This window comes from Flavobacterium johnsoniae, assembly GCF_030388325.1.
In the GTDB taxonomy this organism is placed as follows: Bacteria; Bacteroidota; Bacteroidia; order Flavobacteriales; family Flavobacteriaceae; genus Flavobacterium; species Flavobacterium johnsoniae_C.
This window is the reverse complement of record NZ_CP103794.1, coordinates 5,032,855-5,050,630: the sequence shown is the minus strand read 5'-3', so window position 1 is coordinate 5,050,630 and position 17,776 is coordinate 5,032,855. Positions and strand designations below refer to the sequence as shown.

The 17,776-nt window shown below is 32.8% G+C and carries 18 protein-coding genes, 1 other RNA gene and 1 pseudogene; 13 read left to right on the top strand and 7 right to left on the bottom strand.

From position 1 onward, the window contains the following. Positions 1 to 137 precede the first annotated feature (137 nt). Both NYQ10_RS21310 and NYQ10_RS21305 read left to right on the top strand, forming a co-directional pair. A complete protein-coding gene (locus NYQ10_RS21310; protein WP_289878135.1) occupies positions 138 to 1,358 on the top strand; it encodes a DUF763 domain-containing protein in 1,221 nt (406 codons plus the stop codon). A gap of 55 nt (positions 1,359 to 1,413) precedes the next feature. Continuing rightward, entirely contained in the window at positions 1,414 to 2,595 is a 1,182-nt protein-coding gene (locus NYQ10_RS21305) for an MFS transporter (RefSeq protein WP_289878134.1), read from the top strand. A gap of 37 nt (positions 2,596 to 2,632) precedes the next feature. On the opposite strand, the gene NYQ10_RS21300 is transcribed toward NYQ10_RS21305, so the two are convergent. After that, positions 2,633 to 3,328 (bottom strand): pseudouridine synthase, encoded by a 696-nt coding sequence (locus tag NYQ10_RS21300; RefSeq protein ID WP_289878133.1) that lies wholly within the window; start codon positions 3,326 to 3,328, stop codon positions 2,633 to 2,635. Positions 3,329 to 3,625: 297 nt separating this feature from the next. Between NYQ10_RS21300 and NYQ10_RS21295 the strand changes: the two genes are divergently transcribed. Further along, entirely contained in the window at positions 3,626 to 4,129 is a 504-nt protein-coding gene (locus NYQ10_RS21295; RefSeq protein WP_289878131.1) for a hypothetical protein, read from the top strand. A gap of 115 nt (positions 4,130 to 4,244) precedes the next feature. After that, positions 4,245 to 4,670, top strand: a complete 426-nt coding sequence (locus NYQ10_RS21290; RefSeq protein ID WP_289878130.1) for a hypothetical protein — start codon at positions 4,245 to 4,247, stop codon at positions 4,668 to 4,670. A 151-nt stretch (positions 4,671 to 4,821) separates the two neighbouring features. Here NYQ10_RS21290 and NYQ10_RS21285 read toward each other — a convergent pair. Beyond that, positions 4,822 to 4,941 (bottom strand): annotated as a pseudogene (locus NYQ10_RS21285) (XRE family transcriptional regulator); the annotation flags it as partial. Between the two features lie 31 nt (positions 4,942 to 4,972). On the opposite strand from NYQ10_RS21285, the gene NYQ10_RS21280 reads away from it, so the two are divergent. The 7 genes from NYQ10_RS21280 (at position 4,973) to NYQ10_RS21250 (ending at position 9,634) form a co-directional block, all read left to right on the top strand. Next, positions 4,973 to 5,119 carry a hypothetical protein gene (locus NYQ10_RS21280; RefSeq protein WP_289878129.1) on the top strand — a complete coding sequence of 49 codons (147 nt, stop codon included), beginning with the start codon at positions 4,973 to 4,975 and terminating at the stop codon, positions 5,117 to 5,119. A 67-nt stretch (positions 5,120 to 5,186) separates the two neighbouring features. After that, positions 5,187 to 5,669, top strand: coding sequence for an energy transducer TonB (locus tag NYQ10_RS21275; RefSeq protein ID WP_289878128.1), 483 nt, complete (start codon positions 5,187 to 5,189; stop codon positions 5,667 to 5,669). 86 nt (positions 5,670 to 5,755) lie between these two features. Then, positions 5,756 to 6,544 (top strand): SDR family NAD(P)-dependent oxidoreductase, encoded by a 789-nt coding sequence (locus NYQ10_RS21270; RefSeq protein WP_289878127.1) that lies wholly within the window; start codon positions 5,756 to 5,758, stop codon positions 6,542 to 6,544. Positions 6,545 to 6,765: 221 nt separating this feature from the next. Then, positions 6,766 to 7,572, top strand: coding sequence for a phytanoyl-CoA dioxygenase family protein (locus NYQ10_RS21265; protein WP_289878126.1), 807 nt, complete (start codon positions 6,766 to 6,768; stop codon positions 7,570 to 7,572). Between the two features lie 154 nt (positions 7,573 to 7,726). Beyond that, positions 7,727 to 8,413, top strand: coding sequence for a CDP-alcohol phosphatidyltransferase family protein (locus NYQ10_RS21260; RefSeq protein ID WP_289878125.1), 687 nt, complete (start codon positions 7,727 to 7,729; stop codon positions 8,411 to 8,413). Between the two features lies 1 nt (position 8,414). Continuing rightward, entirely contained in the window at positions 8,415 to 8,846 is a 432-nt protein-coding gene (locus NYQ10_RS21255; RefSeq protein WP_289878123.1) for a GtrA family protein, read from the top strand. Positions 8,847 to 9,052: 206 nt separating this feature from the next. Next, a complete protein-coding gene (locus NYQ10_RS21250; RefSeq protein WP_289878122.1) occupies positions 9,053 to 9,634 on the top strand; it encodes a DUF4833 domain-containing protein in 582 nt (193 codons plus the stop codon). A 56-nt stretch (positions 9,635 to 9,690) separates the two neighbouring features. Here NYQ10_RS21250 and ssrA read toward each other — a convergent pair. Both ssrA and NYQ10_RS21240 read right to left on the bottom strand, forming a co-directional pair. After that, positions 9,691 to 10,088, bottom strand: a transfer-messenger RNA (tmRNA) gene (gene ssrA / locus NYQ10_RS21245). A 66-nt stretch (positions 10,089 to 10,154) separates the two neighbouring features. After that, entirely contained in the window at positions 10,155 to 11,357 is a 1,203-nt protein-coding gene (locus NYQ10_RS21240) for a serine hydrolase domain-containing protein (RefSeq protein WP_289878121.1), read from the bottom strand. Between the two features lie 239 nt (positions 11,358 to 11,596). On the opposite strand from NYQ10_RS21240, the gene NYQ10_RS21235 reads away from it, so the two are divergent. Next, positions 11,597 to 12,799 (top strand): NAD(P)-dependent oxidoreductase, encoded by a 1,203-nt coding sequence (locus NYQ10_RS21235; protein WP_289878120.1) that lies wholly within the window; start codon positions 11,597 to 11,599, stop codon positions 12,797 to 12,799. A 165-nt stretch (positions 12,800 to 12,964) separates the two neighbouring features. Here the strand turns inward: NYQ10_RS21235 and fumC are convergent, their stop codons facing one another. Next, complete coding sequence (gene fumC / locus NYQ10_RS21230; protein ID WP_289878119.1) at positions 12,965 to 14,350, bottom strand: class II fumarate hydratase; 1,386 nt, start codon at positions 14,348 to 14,350, stop codon at positions 12,965 to 12,967. A 267-nt stretch (positions 14,351 to 14,617) separates the two neighbouring features. Between fumC and NYQ10_RS21225 the strand changes: the two genes are divergently transcribed. Then, positions 14,618 to 14,791, top strand: coding sequence for a hypothetical protein (locus NYQ10_RS21225; RefSeq protein WP_026730387.1), 174 nt, complete (start codon positions 14,618 to 14,620; stop codon positions 14,789 to 14,791). 72 nt (positions 14,792 to 14,863) lie between these two features. Here NYQ10_RS21225 and NYQ10_RS21220 read toward each other — a convergent pair whose 3' ends face one another. Both NYQ10_RS21220 and NYQ10_RS21215 read right to left on the bottom strand, forming a co-directional pair. Next, positions 14,864 to 16,789 (bottom strand): OmpA family protein, encoded by a 1,926-nt coding sequence (locus NYQ10_RS21220; RefSeq protein ID WP_289878118.1) that lies wholly within the window; start codon positions 16,787 to 16,789, stop codon positions 14,864 to 14,866. Between the two features lie 12 nt (positions 16,790 to 16,801). Continuing rightward, the gene (locus tag NYQ10_RS21215) at positions 16,802 to 17,731 is read right to left on the bottom strand and encodes a PorP/SprF family type IX secretion system membrane protein (protein WP_289878117.1); all 930 of its coding nucleotides are present in this window, start codon (positions 17,729 to 17,731) and stop codon (positions 16,802 to 16,804) included. Positions 17,732 to 17,776: the final 45 nt, after the last annotated feature.

The window sequence follows — 17,776 nt, the reverse complement described above, 5'->3', positions numbered from 1 at the left end:
TTCGTTATAATTGAATTCTTCTTTAGCGAATCAAAAAATAGAAATTGTTTCATTTTGTAACATTCTGCAAACCTTACCGCTTTATTAAGAAATAGACAGTTCTATTTTACTTATTTTTGCAGCATATAATTTGACAAATGAAACGTTCAGGTACAGCAGATCTTCCTTTACATTACGGACATGTTCCGATGTGGCTTGCTGAACGAATGTCAAAACTTGGTTTTGCTATTGTAGAAACCATTGCCTTAGAATTTTCTACTTCTGAAGTCATCAGTAAATTGAGTAATCCTTTTTGGTTTCAGAGTTTTGGAGCTGTTATGGGAATGGATTGGCATTCGTCTGGAATTACAACTTCTGTACTTGGAGCCTTAAAAAGATCGGTTAATCCGCATTCTAAAGAATTAGGAATTTATATCTGCGGAGGAAAAGGAAAACATTCGATGCTCACACCGCAAGAACTCCTTTTTGTAGGCGAAAAAACTGGTTTAGATGGAAATAATCTTGCCAATTGCAGCAGACTTACAGCAAAAGTTGATAATACAGCCATTCAAGACGGATTTCAATTGTATCAGCATAATTTTATTGTGGATAATAAAGGACAATGGGCTGTTATTCAGCAAGGAATGAATCCGAATTCGCATACGGCAAGAAGATATCATTGGCATTCGCAAGATTTAAAATCTTTCATCAATGAACCTCATACTTTTATTTACGGCGAAAATCAAGGTAATATTTTAAATCTTACTGCCGATGCTGCTACAAAATCTAGAGAAGGAATTTTAGAATTAGTAAAAGAAGAGCCAGCAAAAATTATAAAAGAAATGAAGCATCTTTCTATGCCAGCGCATCACGATGTTCGGATGGAAGATGTAAATATGAAAAGGCTAGGCGCAATGCTTTGGACAACGCATGATAATAAACCAGAAGATTTTGAAGAACTTTTGCTTCTAAAAGGAATGGGACCGAGAGCTTTGCAATCTTTAGCTTTAGTAAGCGAAATAATCTATGGAACTCCAACGCGATTTGAAGATCCTGCACGTTTTTCTTTCGCTCACGGCGGAAAAGACGGACATCCGTTTCCCGTTCCTGTTAAAATTTATGATGAAACGATCGATACTTTGCAAAGAGCTATAAATCGAGCAAAAATTGGAATTAGTGATAAACTAAATGCCATTCAAAAACTATCTGAAATTTCGAGAAATGCTGAAGAAAGTTTTACGCCCAACAATAATTTCGATGCTTTGATTCAAAGAGAAAGAGAAAATTCTCATTTATACGGAGGTCGAACCGTTTTTGGTGATGCAAAACCCAAAAAGAACAAACCAAATAATCCAAACAATCAATTGGAATTGTTTTAAAAATTTCAATTTAATACCGATTTGCTTTTGCAATGATTTAATTTATAATTCAATAATGTTAGAAAAAGAAAAATCAATCTATACGCTTCAATTTATTTTACTTTGTTTAAGTTCTTTGCTGTTTTCTTCTAGTTTCAATATGATGATTCCAGAACTTCCAAATTACTTAAGCAGTTTGGGAGGAGCAGAATACAAAGGTTTAATCATTTCTTTATTTACTTTAACGGCGGCAATTTCAAGACCTTTTAGCGGTAAATTGACAGACAAATGGGGACGTGTTCCAGTTATGGCAATCGGATCTTCGGTTTGTGTAATTTGCGGATTTCTGTACCCGATTTTAAGTTCTGTTTCTGGATTTCTGTTGCTTCGTTTAGTTCATGGTTTTTCAACAGGATTTAAACCGACATCAACATCTGCTTACGTAGCCGATATTATTCCGCAGAAAAGATGGGGAGAAGCCTTAGGAATGCACGGATTATGTTTCGGTATCGGAGGCGCACTTGGACCAGCATTAGGAAGTATGATTGTAAATGCTTTCGGAATGAATGTAATGTTTTATGCTTCATCATTTCTTGCATTTTTATCGATTATTATTGTTTTTAATATGAAAGAAACGCTTGCTGTAAAAGAGAAACTTAACAAGTCTATGTTTTATATTGGACGAAAAGATATTGTAGATAAAAATGTATTTCCAGCAGGAATTATTACTTTTTTGTCTTATACCGCCTTCGGAATTATTTTAACCTTGATTCCAGATTGGAGTGAACATCTTGGTGCGACAAATAAAGGTATATTTTTTACAGCATTTACCGTTGCTTCGGTTTTGGTTCGTTTTGTTGCAGGAAAAGTTTCAGACAGACACGGAAGACTAAAAGTGATCTTAGCGGGATTAATCATCACTTCTATCGCACTTTTTGTAATTAGTCAAGGAAGAGATATTCAGATGCTATTAATTGGAGCAGGAATTTATGGAACTGGCACTGGAATTTTATCACCAGCAATTAGCGCCTGGACCATTGATATGAGTAATCCTGACCACCGAGGAAAAGCAGTTGCGACCATGTATATTTCAATGGAACTCGGAATTGGGAGCGGTGCTCTTTTAGGAGGAACTTACTATAACGATCAAATTAATCGTATTCCTCAAATTATTAGATTTGATATTTTGGTGCTAGTTTTGGGAGTTTTTTATCTGTTTTATTGGCGTAGAAATAAAAATAAAAAGCTAAAGGTTTAAAAAGAAATTGATCATTTTATTAATTTGGAGAGAAATACTATTGATACTTACTCAAATCCAGATTAAGAATAGTACCAACTCTGCTAAACTCTTCATTAACCTTTGCATTCAAAATTAATTGTTCATTATTGATCGGATGATTGAAAACTAACTGATGTGCATGAAGCATCATTCCTTTTAAGTCAAAATTCTCTAGCCACAATTTATTTTGTTTGTTGCAACCATGCGGTCGACTTCCTAAAATGGGATGAAAAATATGTTTGAAATGTTTTCGTAATTGATGCATACGTCCAGTTTCTGGAATCGCTTCTACCAGACAATATCGTGAAGTAGGTTTGTTGTTAAATGCTAACGCAACTTCGGCATTTTGCAAACGATGAAAGTATGTTATAGCATTTTGTTTAATGTCATCATCATTAATTAAATCATAATCAATCGTAAGTTCTTCGGGTGACCAGCCGCGTAAAATGGCTAAATATTTTTTTTCGACTTCGCGTGTGGCAAAACAATCATTCATAATTTTCAGAACTTCTTTGTCTAATGCAAATAACAAAATGCCAGATGTTTTGCGGTCTAACCGATGAATAGGATAAACGTGCTGCCCAATTTGATTTCTCAATTCCTGAATGGCATAAACTTTTGCATCGCGCGCATAAAATGATTTGTGAACCAACAATCCGCTTGGTTTATTAATGGCAATAATATATTCGTCTTGGTAAAGAATTTCTAACATTCGGCAAAAGTAAAAGAGATTTCGGTTGAAATGGCTTTTAGGGGTTATTTATTTGTTGATTGTTCGGAAGATCTTTTCGTGTTTGTTTCTATATTAATAAAAATTGGATTTTCTTTTTTTAAATTTGTTAAGGTATACTTTGCAGGTGCAGATTATAAATTTGCGCAATCGGATAAATAACTTCATGAGCAATTGAATAATTTCTTTAGTGCGCAAAAAGATTGCGCACTAAAGAAATACCTTTGACTAATAAGTAATTATATAAAAATTAAACTAAATTTTATTAAAGCAAAAGGTATGAAAGAAAATGTTATAAAAACACCAGCCAACACTAACGAAATTAATTTGTATTGTTTCCTAGGAGAAGCTATGTTGAAAACACAAATGGCTGAACAAGCGTTGAGTCATTCAATTACTCTTAAAATGAATCCCACAGAAACAAAAGAACGAGCGGATGAATTTTTAAAACAAAATCAGAGATATACTTTAGGTAAAGCTATTAAAATTGCAATTAAAAAGAAACTATATAATTTGTCATTGCAAGATGAATTAAATGCTTTTTTACAGCAAAGAAATTGGTTGGTTCACAAAGTTATCATTGGAAACGAGGAAGATTTTAATGCTGGAAATATAAAAGAAGAATTATTTCATAAAATTAAAGCTATTTCAGACAAAGCAGAAAATATTCAACGTGAAATAGAGTATGATTTGATAGATTTTTGTTCTTCTAAAGGAAAAGATATGTCAGAAACTCTCAGATTATTAAAATTACAAGAACAAGGAATAAGAATTCGAAAGTAACATTTAAAAACTTCCTCGTTGCTGGCGCGAGCGTCCCGCTTGTGTACTCAATATACAAAATCATTTTCATTATTATCTAGAGAAACGCATTTCTGAATTCAAAAACACTAAAAATATGAATGTTAACGAACTTATTGAATTTAACATAAACTTACTGAAAGATGGTTTAGATATTCGTGCATTAGAACTTAGGAATGTAGATAATAAAATATTGGAAGATGAAAAATCGTTAGCTTTATTTAAAAGATTGAGTTCTGAATCCTTAATATTTACAGACCAATTTAATAGGATCCAATTATCGACAAGAGGATATGAAATACTTTCAAATGGCGGATGGTTAAAATATGTTGAAGATGAAAACAATAAAATTGATTTTTTAAAGAAAAAAGAAATTGTTGATTTTGAGAAATCAAAAGTTGATTTAGAATTGGCTAAAAAAGTTCTTAAAGAATATCCATACACAAAATGGTTTGCAAGAATTGGATTTGCTATCGCCATAATTTTAGCGGTGTTAGAAATAATACGATGGAAAGACAAATAATAGAGGTAGACAATATAACCCAGATCTCCGAAGAGCTCTTATGGGGCTGTACGAATATCTCTTGACTTCGCACTCATAAATAATGTTCTATGAACAAAAAAGAGACTAAAAAAGTCTCTTTTTACAATTATTATTATTGTTTTATAAACTATTATTTCCCAATCAATTTCTCCAACCTCACCATCATCTCCTCTTTCTCCTTCAACATCCTTTCATACAAAGCAATTTTTTCTTCATGAAGTTGAATCAATTTTTCGATCGGATTAACATTATCATTTCTATACCAAGTTTTTGAGTTTTCATTGTCGCTTCATGCCGCAGATCCAGATCCTGACTTGATGACGCCTTATATTCATTTAACCAAAATGCTCGACGCAGTAGAATTAATAAAAGAAAGAGGAGTGGAGAAAACCAAGAAAAGAAATAAAATTGATGCAGTAACGGAATAAATTTCGTTTTTTTTACTTTTATAAAAAATAGTTAAAACTCTATTTTTCATTACTAAACATAAAACCTATGATAAGAAAGTTTTTTTTTGCTATTAATTTTTTACTATTGTTTAGCTGTCAAAATAATAGTGTTCCGGCTGTAGATTCGGCTTATAAAAATAGCGAAACCACTGTGCCTAAAAAAAGAATAAAGTTGCAAAAGGATGAAGGTAAAATTAACACAAAAGATAATAAAGTCTACAGTGCTTTTGAGTTAGAAATTCTACCAAAATATCCTGGCGGTATTCAAAAGTTGTATGCCTTTATAAAGAAAAATTATGTTATTCCAGAAGAAATAAATGATGATGAATCTTCTAAAGGCGGTGTTTTTGCCACTATAAGAATTGAAAAAGATGGTAGTTTGTCTGAAATAAAAATTATTCGTGATATTGGTTATGGTTCAGGAAAAGAATTGGAAAGGGTTTTAAAATTATCTCCAAAATGGATTCCTGCAATAAAAGATGGAAATCGAGTGCGATGTTTGTATAGTATACCTTATTATATTCAGTAATTTAGATTGAATAATTAATTTAATCCAATCTGATTCATCTGGAAACTAATTACAATTAATCTTTATATTTGATATAAATAAATAAAATGAGCGAAAAAACGAAACCGTATGCTTTAATAACGGGTGCCAGCAAAGGAATTGGAAAATCTATTGCTTATGAATTGGCTAAACAAGGATATCCATTATTGCTTGTTGCAAGAAGTGAAGTAGAATTAAAAGCACTATCTGATGATATTCAAGTTAAATACGGAATTAATGCTTCTATTTTATCAATTGATCTTTCTATAAATGAGGCATCGCACAAAGTTGCCGATTGGGTAAAAACGAATAATTATCCAGTTGGAATTTTAGTTAACAATGCTGGTTATGGTGTTTGGGGCAATTTTAGCCAGTCTGCTCTAAGCGATCAGCTTGGCATGATGCAACTTAACATGAATGTAGTGGTGGAACTTTCGCATTTATTAGTTTCTATACTTTCACACGAAAAGCAAGCTTATATTTTAAATATATCGAGTACAGCTGCTTATCAAGCTGTGCCTACACTAGCAGTTTATTCTGCTACAAAGGCTTTTGTTTTATCATTTACAAGGGCCTTGCGCTTCGAACTTGCAAAAACTTCAATTTCTGTAACCTGTTTTAGTCCTGGTCCGGTTGATACTGGTTTTGCTGCAAGAGCTGGTTTAAGTGCTTTAAACAAAATGGCTGAAAAGTTTAATATGCAGCCAGATGAAGTTGCAAAAATGGCGGTAAAAGCCATGTTTAACAAAAAATCTGAAGTTATTCCGGGTTTTACCAATATCATTTCGGTTTACGCTAACCGTATACTACCAAAGGCTTTCATAGAAAAAACTGCTGCTGGAATTTATAAAGTTTAATTTTTTTTCGAAAAAAACATAAAAAAAATTTTGGCAAATAATAAATTATATTACATTTGCATAAATGTCTACTAATTCTATAGAGTATATCTAATATGAAAAATAAGTTTAATTTTACTAAAGATCAAATGCACGCAAACATGCGAATGTGTTGCTGTTGTTGCTGCTAATCTTTTGTGTAAAATTTCAAACTATTATTTCATCTATTAAATATATTTATCATGGTATCTTCATATAAAACATTTACCCTTACTGAGCAATTAACTAATGAGCAAATTTCCTTTTTTAACGAACACGGCTTCATTCATTTCAAAAAATTTATAAATCCAGAAACTGTTTCATCAATCATTGATGCATCAAAACAAGTAGAGCAAAATTGGATTGAAAACGATCTTCAAAAAATAAATGGTGTTCCTATTAAATTCGGAAAAGATTTAGATGGCTCACCTATTGTACAACGTTTTGCTTTTATCAATCAACATCATCAAGCCTTGAGCGGTCTTCTGCTTGATCCAAGATTTAATGGTTTATTGCCATTGGCAGGAGATGGCGCAAGATTAGGAACTGAAGAAAAAGACGGAATGGTTTTCAATCATTATATAAATGGACCAGAAAGTAAGTTTACTAAAATGGGCTGGCATACAGACGGATTGAGAGATATTTTTTATGGAGGAAAATTAAATCCGATGTTAAATGTGGGTATTCACTTAAGTACTTTAAAACCAGAAAACGGCGGACTTAAAATTATTCCTGGAACTCACAAACAAAGTATTTATCAAATGCTTTTCCGTAAAAAATACTTTTTAGATAATAAAGCCGATCCAGACGAAGTTTCCATTATTCCAGAAGCTGGAGATTTGACGATTCACGATGGTCGTTTGTGGCACAGAGTTGCAGAATCATCTGTTCGTGGCGAAGAAAGCAGAAGAAGGGTTATTTATATTCCGATTATAGCAGGAAAATATGCTCCTAAAAACGAGAACAGCCCAACGGTTTTCTATCAACGCTTTGCTGGTATTGTTAAATAATTATGCTGATTGTTATCGCATTTAGTTATCTGGTTAGATCAGGTAAGCTAAAAAGTACCACAGATTTTTTTAAAAATACTCAGAAAAGAATAAAAGCAAAAATTACAAAAGTAGAATTAGCTATACTATCTGGCTTACAAATACTGAGCTGATAATGGGAAAGGAAACACTGATTGAAGATGATAGTTCAATTGCACAAAGAACATTTTCTGACCGTAAGCGAACTAATATTCTAAAAAGAGCTGAACAGTTAACGATTGTATTTTTGCTGCCAAAAGTGCCTAAATTCATTTCGCCAAATTTACTCACTTTGATTGGGACATTAGGTTCGGGATTCGTTTTTTTAGCTTTTGTTTTAGGAACTTATGTAACAAATTGGTATTTGCTTTTAGGAATTATCGGTTTGGTTATAAATTGGTTAGGCGATTCTTTAGACGGAAGACTGGCTTATTATAGAAATATTCCGCGTCGTTGGTATGGTTTTGCACTCGACATTATCGCCGATTGGATTGGTATTGTACTTATTGGTTTTGGCTACTACATTTATGCTAAAAATGGTACACAAATAGTAGCCTTTGCTTTTGTTGCGCTTTATGGTTGGTCTATTATTATCAGTCAGTTGCGCTATAAAATTACAAATGAATATAGTATAGATTCTGGCTTTGTCGGTCCAACGGAACTTAGATTTATTATTGCTTTAATTTTAATTCTAGAAGTTTTATTTGAAGGATCAATAACTTATTTGGCGGACTTAATCACGATTATATTGTTTATAATCAATATCATTGATAGCTTAAAACTTTTGAAGTTGGGCGATTTGAAAGATAAAAACCAAGACTGAAATGTTCAAAAAAAAATCTATTTTGACTTTTCTACAAGCGCAAGTTGCAGCATTTGTTGGCGGTATTACCGATTATGGCTTAATGATTTTCTTGACAGAAATATTTAAACTGCATTTTACCTTTTCTATTCTAATTTCTGGAACCGTTGGAGCCATTGTCAATTTCAGTATCAATAGATTTTGGGTGTTTAAAAATCAATCTGGTTATAAGAACCGTATTAATAGTCAGCTTTTTAAATTTGCGTTGGTTGTATTAGGAAGTATTTTTTTTAAATCACTTGGTACGCTTATTCTGCAAAAATCATTTCAAATCGATTACAGAATCGGAAGATTAATCACGGATAGTTTTGTTTCTTATGGATTTAATTACCCGCTGATTAAATATTGGGTTTTTAAGGCAAAAGAAAAACCGAGCCTAATCGAATCAAATTAATCGGTTGCTTAATTAAAAAAAATAACACATAGAAACATAGGTTTTAAATGTGCAAAAGAATATAAAAAATAAACTAGTTTCTTCACAAATAGCTATGTTTATTTAAACAAGTGAAACGCCTTTATAAGTTTAAAATATCTATGATTCTATGTGTTAAAAAAAAACTATACTCAGCTGGTTCAAATCAGAATATTAATATTTCGTTTATGAATAAATTATTATTTAAATATTTCAAAAAATCACTAATCGTTATAACGATCTTAATAAATATAATTTCTGGAAATCTATTGGCGCAATCCAAAAATCCATCGCCATTAAATTTCCCAACGCCTAAAAATGTAGATAATATGTTGTTTTACATTCAGCGTGATCCAAATATAAACACTGCTATTTATGCTGTAAACTATTCAGAAAATGGGAAAATAGACAAAAGCAATCCCATAAAATCGTATTGGATTCGATATGCCGAGAAGGGAGAAAAAAAAGATTTTAGTTATATGCAACGCAAATTCGCATACGGAATTGAAAGTAAAACAACGGTAAATAATGAGGAGTTTGAACTTCAGTTTGTGTCATATAAAAAGTTGTCCTTAACTTTAAAAAAGATAGATTCAGATCAAAAATATCATGTCTTTGTAAATGTAAATCAGAAAAAAATACAAGTTGAAAAAATATTTGTTCGCATAGAAGGAGGTTCTTTTTGGTTACCAAATGTAAAATATGCCGAAATTACCGGAATTGACGCTTCCTCAAATAAAACAATTACGGAAAGAATAGTATTAAAATAAGATGTTTTATTTGGATGAATAAAAAAAGCCTGTAAACAAATTGTTTACAGGCTTTTTTGTGGAGTCGCCGAGAATCGAACTCGGGTCCAAACAAGCAACTAAAGAGCTTTCTACACGCTTATTTCCTGATTAGATTTTCGATGTTAAGCTAGGCCAGAAACAGCCACCGAACACTTATCTTCTTAATTTTCGAAACCCACCCGAAGCTCATGGATATCTAGGTTTATTTTTACGGTTCCCCTGAACGGAACGCCACAAACCAAGGCTTTCCAGGAGAATCCAGCTTCTCTACCTTGTAGAGACGTGGCGCAATCGTACTATGATTCGGATTATGCAGCTAAAGCGTAATTATTTTCGCCGTGTAAAAGTTTGAGATCTTATATTTACGAGCAAGGTCTCAATGCTCGACGTGCTTACTGTTCAATTCGACTTGCTGTCAAAACCAGTCGACCCCAAAAATAAGTCTGCAAATGTAGAATATTTGAAATTACTTTCTATTAAAATATTCAGAAAAATTTTCTTATTCTTCGTCTTTAAAATTAAATGGGTAATCTCCAAAGATTGGCGCCAATTTGCGGACAGCATACGTATTTCTTGTCATCTTATTAGAAAGGGCAATAATCGTAACGCCTTCTTTCATTAAAGTTATGTAAGATGAGGTATTTCCGTGCCACCAACCGTTATGAAAATAGAAATTTTGTCCCGTTTCCCAGTTGATCATTCTAATTCCGAGACCATAATTTTTAGTTCCTTTACGTTCGTTACTGTAACCCGTATAAACTTGTTTTAGCAATTCAGGTTTTAAAAAATCTGGTGATTGTCTTGCACGATCAAATTTTAAAAGATCACGAACAGTTGAAAAAACATTTTTATCCCCGTAAACATTATCTAAATAATCAAATCCGATTTCTACACCATTTCCTTTATAAGAAGGAACAATCTTTTTTCTGTCTTTATCATCATCAAAAACATAGGTGTTTTTCATTCCTAAAGGCTTGAAAATCATTTCAGACATTGCTTCTTTATATTTCAAACCCGTAATTTTTTCGATTATAAGAGCAAGCATTGCATAATTGGTATTGCAATAGCTAAAACGTGTTCCAGTTTTAGATTCTAAACCAATATCTTTTGTCGCCAGAATATCAAGAATGTCTTTGTTAGTCAATTGATTATGACGATCCCAAATTGATTTGTCGCGATCTGTAAAATAAGCATAATTACGCATTCCAGTGCGGTGGCTCAATAACATTCTAATCGTGCAATCTTCGTAAGGAAAAGTTTTTAGTATCGTATTTACTTTTTGATCTAGATCAATTTTACCTGCATTTACCAATTTTAAAATCGCAGTTGCAGTTAAAACTTTACTTACAGAAGCGATTTGGACTGGAGTTTCTGCCGTTATTTTTGTTCCTTCATTTTTATTGGCAAATCCGTTGTATTTTTCAAAAATTATCTGACCATTTTTGGCTACTAGAAAGCTTCCATTCATGGTGTTATTAGGCCAGTTTTTATTGTAAAAGTGATTTATTCTGCCAGTAACCGAATTTATATAGGCCTGAGAAATTTTCTTTTCTGCGCCTAAAGGCTTCATTTTAGGTAATGTATCTTCGACTGTTTGAGTTGTATCTGTAGCTGTTTTTTTGTTTTGACCACATGAGCTTAAAACTAATACTGAGAAAAGTATTTGTGGTATCTTTGTTTTTTTAAGGAAAATCATTTGCATCGTTCTTTAAAAACAAATATATCGAATTCAATTTTGTTGTTTTCTCAATTCTGAGGCTTTAATTTGTGATTTTTAACATAATTTTAAGAATCGTAAAATATAGTCGTTTGTTTTTCAGCTTTTAACGGTTTTGAAGCATTCTAAATAGAATTTTAGAAACAAAATTTTAACTAAATTTGTTATATTTGAAACAAATACAATTCAAAAAGTTATATTATTAGATATTAAAATCAGTCAAAATGAAGTTTGGAATTATAAAAGAAAGAAAAAATCCGCCAGATAGAAGAGTTGTATTTTCTCCTGATGAATTAGCAAAATTAAAGCAGGTTTATCATCAAGCTTCAGTTGAAGTTGAAAGTTCTGATATTAGGATTTTCACTGATGCAGAATATAAAAATATGGGAATTACAGTAACAGAAGATATTTCAAACTGTGATGTTTTGTTTGGTGTGAAAGAAGTTCCAATAGAAAATTTAATTCCAAATAAAGCCTATTTTTTCTTTTCTCATACCATTAAAAAACAGCCTCATAACAGAAAATTGCTTCAGGCTATTTTAGAGAAAAATATCGATTTATACGATCATGAAACCATTGTAGACGAATTGGATCGACGTTTAATTGGTTTTGGAAGATATGCTGGAATGGTTGGAGTTTATAACGGAATTAGAGCTTTCGGAATTAAATTCGAATTGTTTAAACTTCCAAAAGCCGAAACTCTTTCTGGAAAAGAAGATTTAATAAAGCATTTAAAGCGTATCACAATGCCAGCCTTGAAATTTGTAGTTACGGGAACAGGAAAAGTGGGGAGCGGAGCTAAAGAAATTTTAGATGCCATTAAAATAAAAGAAATCACACTTGATAATTATTTGACTAAAACTTATGCTCAAGCTGTATACGTGCAGTTGGATGTTTTAGAATATAATAGAAGAAAAGATGGTCAGGTTTTAGATTTTACGGATTTTATTCAGCATCCTGAAGAATACGAATCTGATTTTAAAAGATTTACGAAGGTTTCCGATATTTATTTTGCTGGACATTTTTATGCAAGCAATGCGCCGATGATTCTAACAAAAGAAATGCTAAATGCAAGTGATTGTAAACTTAAAGTGGTAGCCGATATTTCGTGTGATGTAAACGGACCAATTGCTTGTACAGTACGTTCTTCAACAATTGCAGAACCATTATATGGATATTTTCCTTTAGAAGATAAAGAAGTGGACTTTTTTCATCCTGCTGCTGTTGCGGTTATGGCAGTTGATAATTTGCCTTGCGAAATTCCAAAAGATGCAAGTATAGGTTTCGGAGAACAATTTATGGAACACGTAATTCCTGCTTTCTTCAACGGAGATAAAGACGGAATTTTAAAACGTGCCAAAATCACAGAAAACGGAAAATTGACAGAGAGATTTAGCTATTTGCAGGATTATGTTGATGGGAAATAGTTTTTTTTGTTTCAAGTTTCAAGTTTCAGGTTATAAAAAAGGGAGAAAACTTTAAAGTTTTCTCCCTTTTTTATAAATAGATTCAATTTGATTTTTCAGTATTTCAACCTGAAACCTGAAACCTGAAACCTGAAACTTGAAACAGAAAAACTTGAAACAAAATTTCTAAACCATATCTTCAGGCTTCACCCAAGCATCAAAATCTTCTGGAGTTACGTACCCTAAACGGATAGCTTCTTCTTTGAGAGTCGTTCCGTTTTTGTGGGCTGTTTGAGCGATTTCTGCTGCTTTGTAATACCCAATTTTGGTATTTAAAGCAGTTACAAGCATTAGCGAATTATCAACTAATTCTTTGATTCGTTTGTAGTTTGGTTCAATTCCTTGCGCACAATGTTCGTCAAAAGAAACACAAGCATCGCCTAATAATTGTGCCGATTGTAAAAAGTTTGCTGCCATTACAGGTTTAAAAACATTCAATTCGTAATGCCCTTGCATTCCGCCAACCGCAATTGCCATATCGTTTCCGATTACTTGAGCGCAAACCATTGTCAGAGCTTCACATTGTGTCGGATTTACTTTTCCTGGCATAATAGAAGATCCAGGTTCGTTTTCTGGAATGTGAATTTCACCGATTCCAGAACGTGGTCCAGAAGCCAACATTCTTACGTCGTTAGCAATTTTATTTAGCGAAACCGCTAATTGTTTTAATGCTCCGTGTGTTTCTACAATGGCATCGTGAGCTGCAAGTGCTTCAAATTTGTTTTCTGCTGTTACAAACGGATGATTGGTAAATTGAGCAATATATTCGGCAACTTTTACATCGTAGCCTTTTGGTGTGTTCAGTCCAGTTCCTACGGCAGTTCCGCCAAGAGCGATTTCAGATAAATGGGCTAAAGTGTTTTTTAAAGCTTTTAATCCGAATGCTAATTGAGAAGCGTAACCAGAAATTTCTTGACCGAGAGTTAATGGCGTTGCATCCATTAAATGTGTACGTCCAATTTTTACAACATCTTTAAATTCGTTGGCTTTTTTTACTAAAGTAGCATGTAATTTTTCAATTCCCGGAATTGTAGTTTCTACAACCATTTTGTAAGCTGCAATGTGCATTCCAGTCGGGAAAGTATCATTTGATGATTGTGATTTGTTTACGTCATCATTTGCTTTGATGAATTGTTCGCCTTCGCCAATTTCAAAACCTTTAAGAACTTGTGCGCGGTTTGCAATTACTTCGTTCACATTCATGTTGCTTTGTGTTCCAGAACCAGTTTGCCAAATTACAAGTGGGAATTGATCGTCTAGTTTTCCTTCAAGAATTTCATCACAAACAGCGGCAATAGCATCTCTTTTTTCGATAGGCAAAACACCTAAATCGTAATTAGCATAAGCAGCAGCTTTTTTTAAATAAGCAAAACCTTCAACAATTTCTTTTGGCATAGAACCCGAAGGTCCGATTTTGAAGTTATTTCTTGAACGTTCTGTTTGCGCACCCCAATATTTATCGGCTGGGACTTGAACTTCGCCCATGGTGTCTTTTTCTATTCTGTATTTCATTTGGATGTAAATATGTTGTTTGTAAAATGTATTCTGTTAAATATCAAACTTCTTTTAAGAATCATTCTCTTAGAAAATAGCCTCAAAAAAAATATTGTGTTTTCTATAAGCTCTTATTTTAAAGGATTTCGCATTCTAAAAAATCCTTATTTAAAATGAGTATAAATATACGTATAAATGTTATTTAACGAAAATTGATTTAGATTTTATTGCTGAGAAAAAATATATACCCTACATTTGTCCTAACATTCAAAAATTCCGGAAAACATGTTTGAATTTTCACAGTACTTAGGCTTTTTACTTTTCTTAACCATTCTTACTATAGGATTTTGGTTAATGTTTTTCTTAGTTGGTTTCGTATCTTATTGGGTTACGGGAGCAAGCTGGGAAATGTTCAAAGAAAAGAGAGCTAAAAGAAGACAAGAAGAACAGTCTATTTAATTTTAGATTGATGTCATAAGAAAAGGACCCGTTTATACGAGTCCTTTTTTTTATTATAAATTATTCTAGATTTTACATTTTTGTAATGATAAATTCGCTTCTTCGATTCATTTGATGTTGTGCATCGGTACACGGAACACCATTTGAACAGTCATTTATTAATTGCGTTTCTCCATAACCAATGGCACTTTCTATGCGTTCTGCTGTGACACCTTGCGAAATAATATAATCTCTTGTAGCTTTTGCTCTTCGGTCGGAAAGTTCTAAGTTATATTGATCGTTGGCTCGGGAATCTGTATGCGATTCAATTTTAATCACGACAGTTGGATATTGTGTCATCAGGAGAACCACTTTATTTAGTTCTATTGCGGCATCATAACGAATATCAGATTTATCTAGATCGAAGAAAATAATTCCGATTTTTATTTTTAGAATACCATTTTCGCGGGCTATTAATGCAGGATCTAAACCAACAAGTGCTTCGGTTTTTCCAGAACTGTTTGCGGTTACAACTGCTTTAGTATTGTTGTTGTAATTTTCTTTTGAGACTTCTATTGTGTAAGATGTATTACAATCTACATTATTATTAAAATCATATTTTCCGTCAAGCTGAGAAACCCTTTCTGCGACTTTTATTCCGTTGGCATTTTTTAAGGTTACCATAGCACCAGCTATTCTGTTGTTTGAAATGGCATCAAAAACATAACCGTTTATGGCTTGGTTGCAAGAGCGTTCAAACGAATAAATATCATCATCTCCTTTTCCTGTTTTTCTGTTCGAACAAACAAAACCTTTATTGGTTGCTTCGTTAACGATATAACCAAAATCATCTCGATTGCTGTTTAATGGCGCGCCTAAGTTAGCTGGAATATCAAAAACACCTTCATTTATTCTGCTTTCGAAAACATCCAAACCTCCTAAACCTAAGAATCCATCAGAAGAAAAATATAGTGCTTGATCGGTAATATATGGGAACATTTCACGGCCAGTTGTATTTATTTTTTCGCCCAAATTTTTTGGTTCAGAAAATTGATTATTTCCTAAAATATCAACTACAAATATATCTGTAGAACCAATTGTTCCTGGCATATCAGAAACAAAATACAGCTTTTTGCCGTCTTTGCTTACTGTAGGATGTCCGACTGAATAATTATCACTGTTAAAAGGCAGTTCTTTAATGTCTGTCCATTGCGTTTTTCCATTTTGGTTTTCTACAGCTGTAGCCGAGTAAATTTTGAGATTATTAATGCCTTTGCTGTCGCGTTTTAGTTTTCCATTATAATTGTTTCGCGTAAAATAAATTGTTTTTTCATCTGGAGAAAAAGCAATGCAAGCTTCGTGATATTGCGTTGTGATTTCCTTTCCGAAGCGCTCTTTAAAAGTCACATTAGATTGTGTTTCACTAATTTTTCCTAACTGCATATTTAAATAAGGCTGATCGTTCCAACCGTATTTGTCTGTTTTTACATAAGAAGAATCAATTGTGGTAGAATATACCAAATCGCCTTTGTAATACATTGGGCCAAAGTCCGAATAAGTCGAATTGATTTCTAAATTTTCTAGAATAAAAGACGGTTTTATATTTTCAATATCTTCAAGAGTTATATTTTTAAGAGAAAAATTTTGCGCTCTTTTATCGTTTGCCTTTTTTTCTGCGAAAGTTTTCATCCATTTTTTGGCAAGTTCATAATTCTGAATTCCCTGCAATGATTGTGCATAACGAAATAAATATTCTGCTGAAACCTCGTTTGGATATTCTGCAATTAATTTTCCATACCATTTAGACGCACTTGTCATTTTGGTATTAAAATAATAGGCATCTCCAAGCCTTTGAAGTATTTCTTTTGAATTATCACCATTATTTATTGAGAACTCATAAGACTTTGCTGCTTCAACATAATACATTTTGTCAAAAAGCGCATCGGCAGTTTTGTTTTTGGTTTGTGAGTAAATCATCTGAAAAACCAATAGTGCGAGTATAGTAATTGTTCTTTTCATAGACTATCCGTATTAAAAGAATCTTGGTGATTTTAGTCCTTTTTTACGAGAAACCAGTTCAAATCGAAGTACAATTTCGTGCGTACCACTATTGTAATTCTGTAATTCGGTTGTGGTATAATCATAAGAATATCCGACCATAAACATTGGTGAAATCTGAATTCCTGCAAGTGCACTTACAGAATCTGATGTACGATAAGAAGCTCCTAAAGTAAAAGCATTGTTGAACATGAAATTAGCGGAGAAATCGGCAATAATAGGAGCGCCAGCAACATATTTGACCAAAACAGCAGGCTTAAATTTAGTATGAGCCGAAAGATCGAAAACAATACCTCCAATAAGATACAAGTGTATTCTCTGATTGACTAAATCTTCACTAATATCATCGTAAGTATAGCGTTCTTTAGTCATAAAATTCGGAATAGAAAGTCCGATATAATCTCTTTCGCCGTGCCAATACAATCCTGCGCCAACAACAGGCAGAAATTTGTTGTTTATATTTTCACGAAATTGTACATCAGGATCTCTGTAACTTCCTTTCGACCAATCGATATTAATAACGCGTCCACCACCTTTTATTCCGAAAGAGAGTTTATGTGTTTCGCCAGATTTAATGGTATATGAGAAATTGGCATCTAAATATTGTTCTTCAGAAGGACCGATTTCTTCGTTTACGATAGAAAGTCCAAGACCAACATTTTTTCCGACAGGCGTATCTAATGAAAAACTTTGAGTATCTGGAGCGCCTTCAATTCCGACCCATTGTGTTCTGTAAAGTCCAGTTATGGTTAAATGTCCTAATGAACCTGCATAAGCAGAGTTCACGGTCAATGTATTATACATGTATTGCGTATATTGCGGATCCTGTTGCGCCAAGGCTTCGTATCCTGAAAATAGAATCAGAGTAATTATGGCGAAAACCTTTTTTATATTTTTAATCATAGCCAATTTTATTTTGGTTAATCCGATTTTTTAATTTTAAATACT

Bases quoted from the DNA above. Each gene is read 5' to 3' on its own strand.
- NYQ10_RS21235 (WP_289878120.1), top strand. From the start codon at position 11,597: ATGAAGTTTGGAATTATAAAAGAAAGAAAAAATCCGCCAGATAGAAGA.
- NYQ10_RS21260 (WP_289878125.1), top strand. From the start codon at position 7,727: ATGGGAAAGGAAACACTGATTGAAGATGATAGTTCAATTGCACAAAGA.
- NYQ10_RS21310 (WP_289878135.1), top strand. From the start codon at position 138: ATGAAACGTTCAGGTACAGCAGATCTTCCTTTACATTACGGACATGTT.
- NYQ10_RS21240 (WP_289878121.1), bottom strand. From the start codon at position 11,357: ATGCAAATGATTTTCCTTAAAAAAACAAAGATACCACAAATACTTTTC.
- NYQ10_RS21300 (WP_289878133.1), bottom strand. From the start codon at position 3,328: ATGTTAGAAATTCTTTACCAAGACGAATATATTATTGCCATTAATAAA.
- NYQ10_RS21295 (WP_289878131.1), top strand. From the start codon at position 3,626: ATGAAAGAAAATGTTATAAAAACACCAGCCAACACTAACGAAATTAAT.
- fumC (WP_289878119.1), bottom strand. From the start codon at position 14,350: ATGAAATACAGAATAGAAAAAGACACCATGGGCGAAGTTCAAGTCCCA.
- NYQ10_RS21305 (WP_289878134.1), top strand. From the start codon at position 1,414: ATGTTAGAAAAAGAAAAATCAATCTATACGCTTCAATTTATTTTACTT.
- NYQ10_RS21265 (WP_289878126.1), top strand. From the start codon at position 6,766: ATGGTATCTTCATATAAAACATTTACCCTTACTGAGCAATTAACTAAT.
- NYQ10_RS21275 (WP_289878128.1), top strand. From the start codon at position 5,187: ATGATAAGAAAGTTTTTTTTTGCTATTAATTTTTTACTATTGTTTAGC.
- NYQ10_RS21290 (WP_289878130.1), top strand. From the start codon at position 4,245: ATGAATGTTAACGAACTTATTGAATTTAACATAAACTTACTGAAAGAT.
- NYQ10_RS21220 (WP_289878118.1), bottom strand. From the start codon at position 16,789: ATGAAAAGAACAATTACTATACTCGCACTATTGGTTTTTCAGATGATT.
- NYQ10_RS21270 (WP_289878127.1), top strand. From the start codon at position 5,756: ATGAGCGAAAAAACGAAACCGTATGCTTTAATAACGGGTGCCAGCAAA.
- NYQ10_RS21250 (WP_289878122.1), top strand. From the start codon at position 9,053: ATGAATAAATTATTATTTAAATATTTCAAAAAATCACTAATCGTTATA.
- NYQ10_RS21215 (WP_289878117.1), bottom strand. From the start codon at position 17,731: ATGATTAAAAATATAAAAAAGGTTTTCGCCATAATTACTCTGATTCTA.
- NYQ10_RS21225 (WP_026730387.1), top strand. From the start codon at position 14,618: ATGTTTGAATTTTCACAGTACTTAGGCTTTTTACTTTTCTTAACCATT.
- NYQ10_RS21255 (WP_289878123.1), top strand. From the start codon at position 8,415: ATGTTCAAAAAAAAATCTATTTTGACTTTTCTACAAGCGCAAGTTGCA.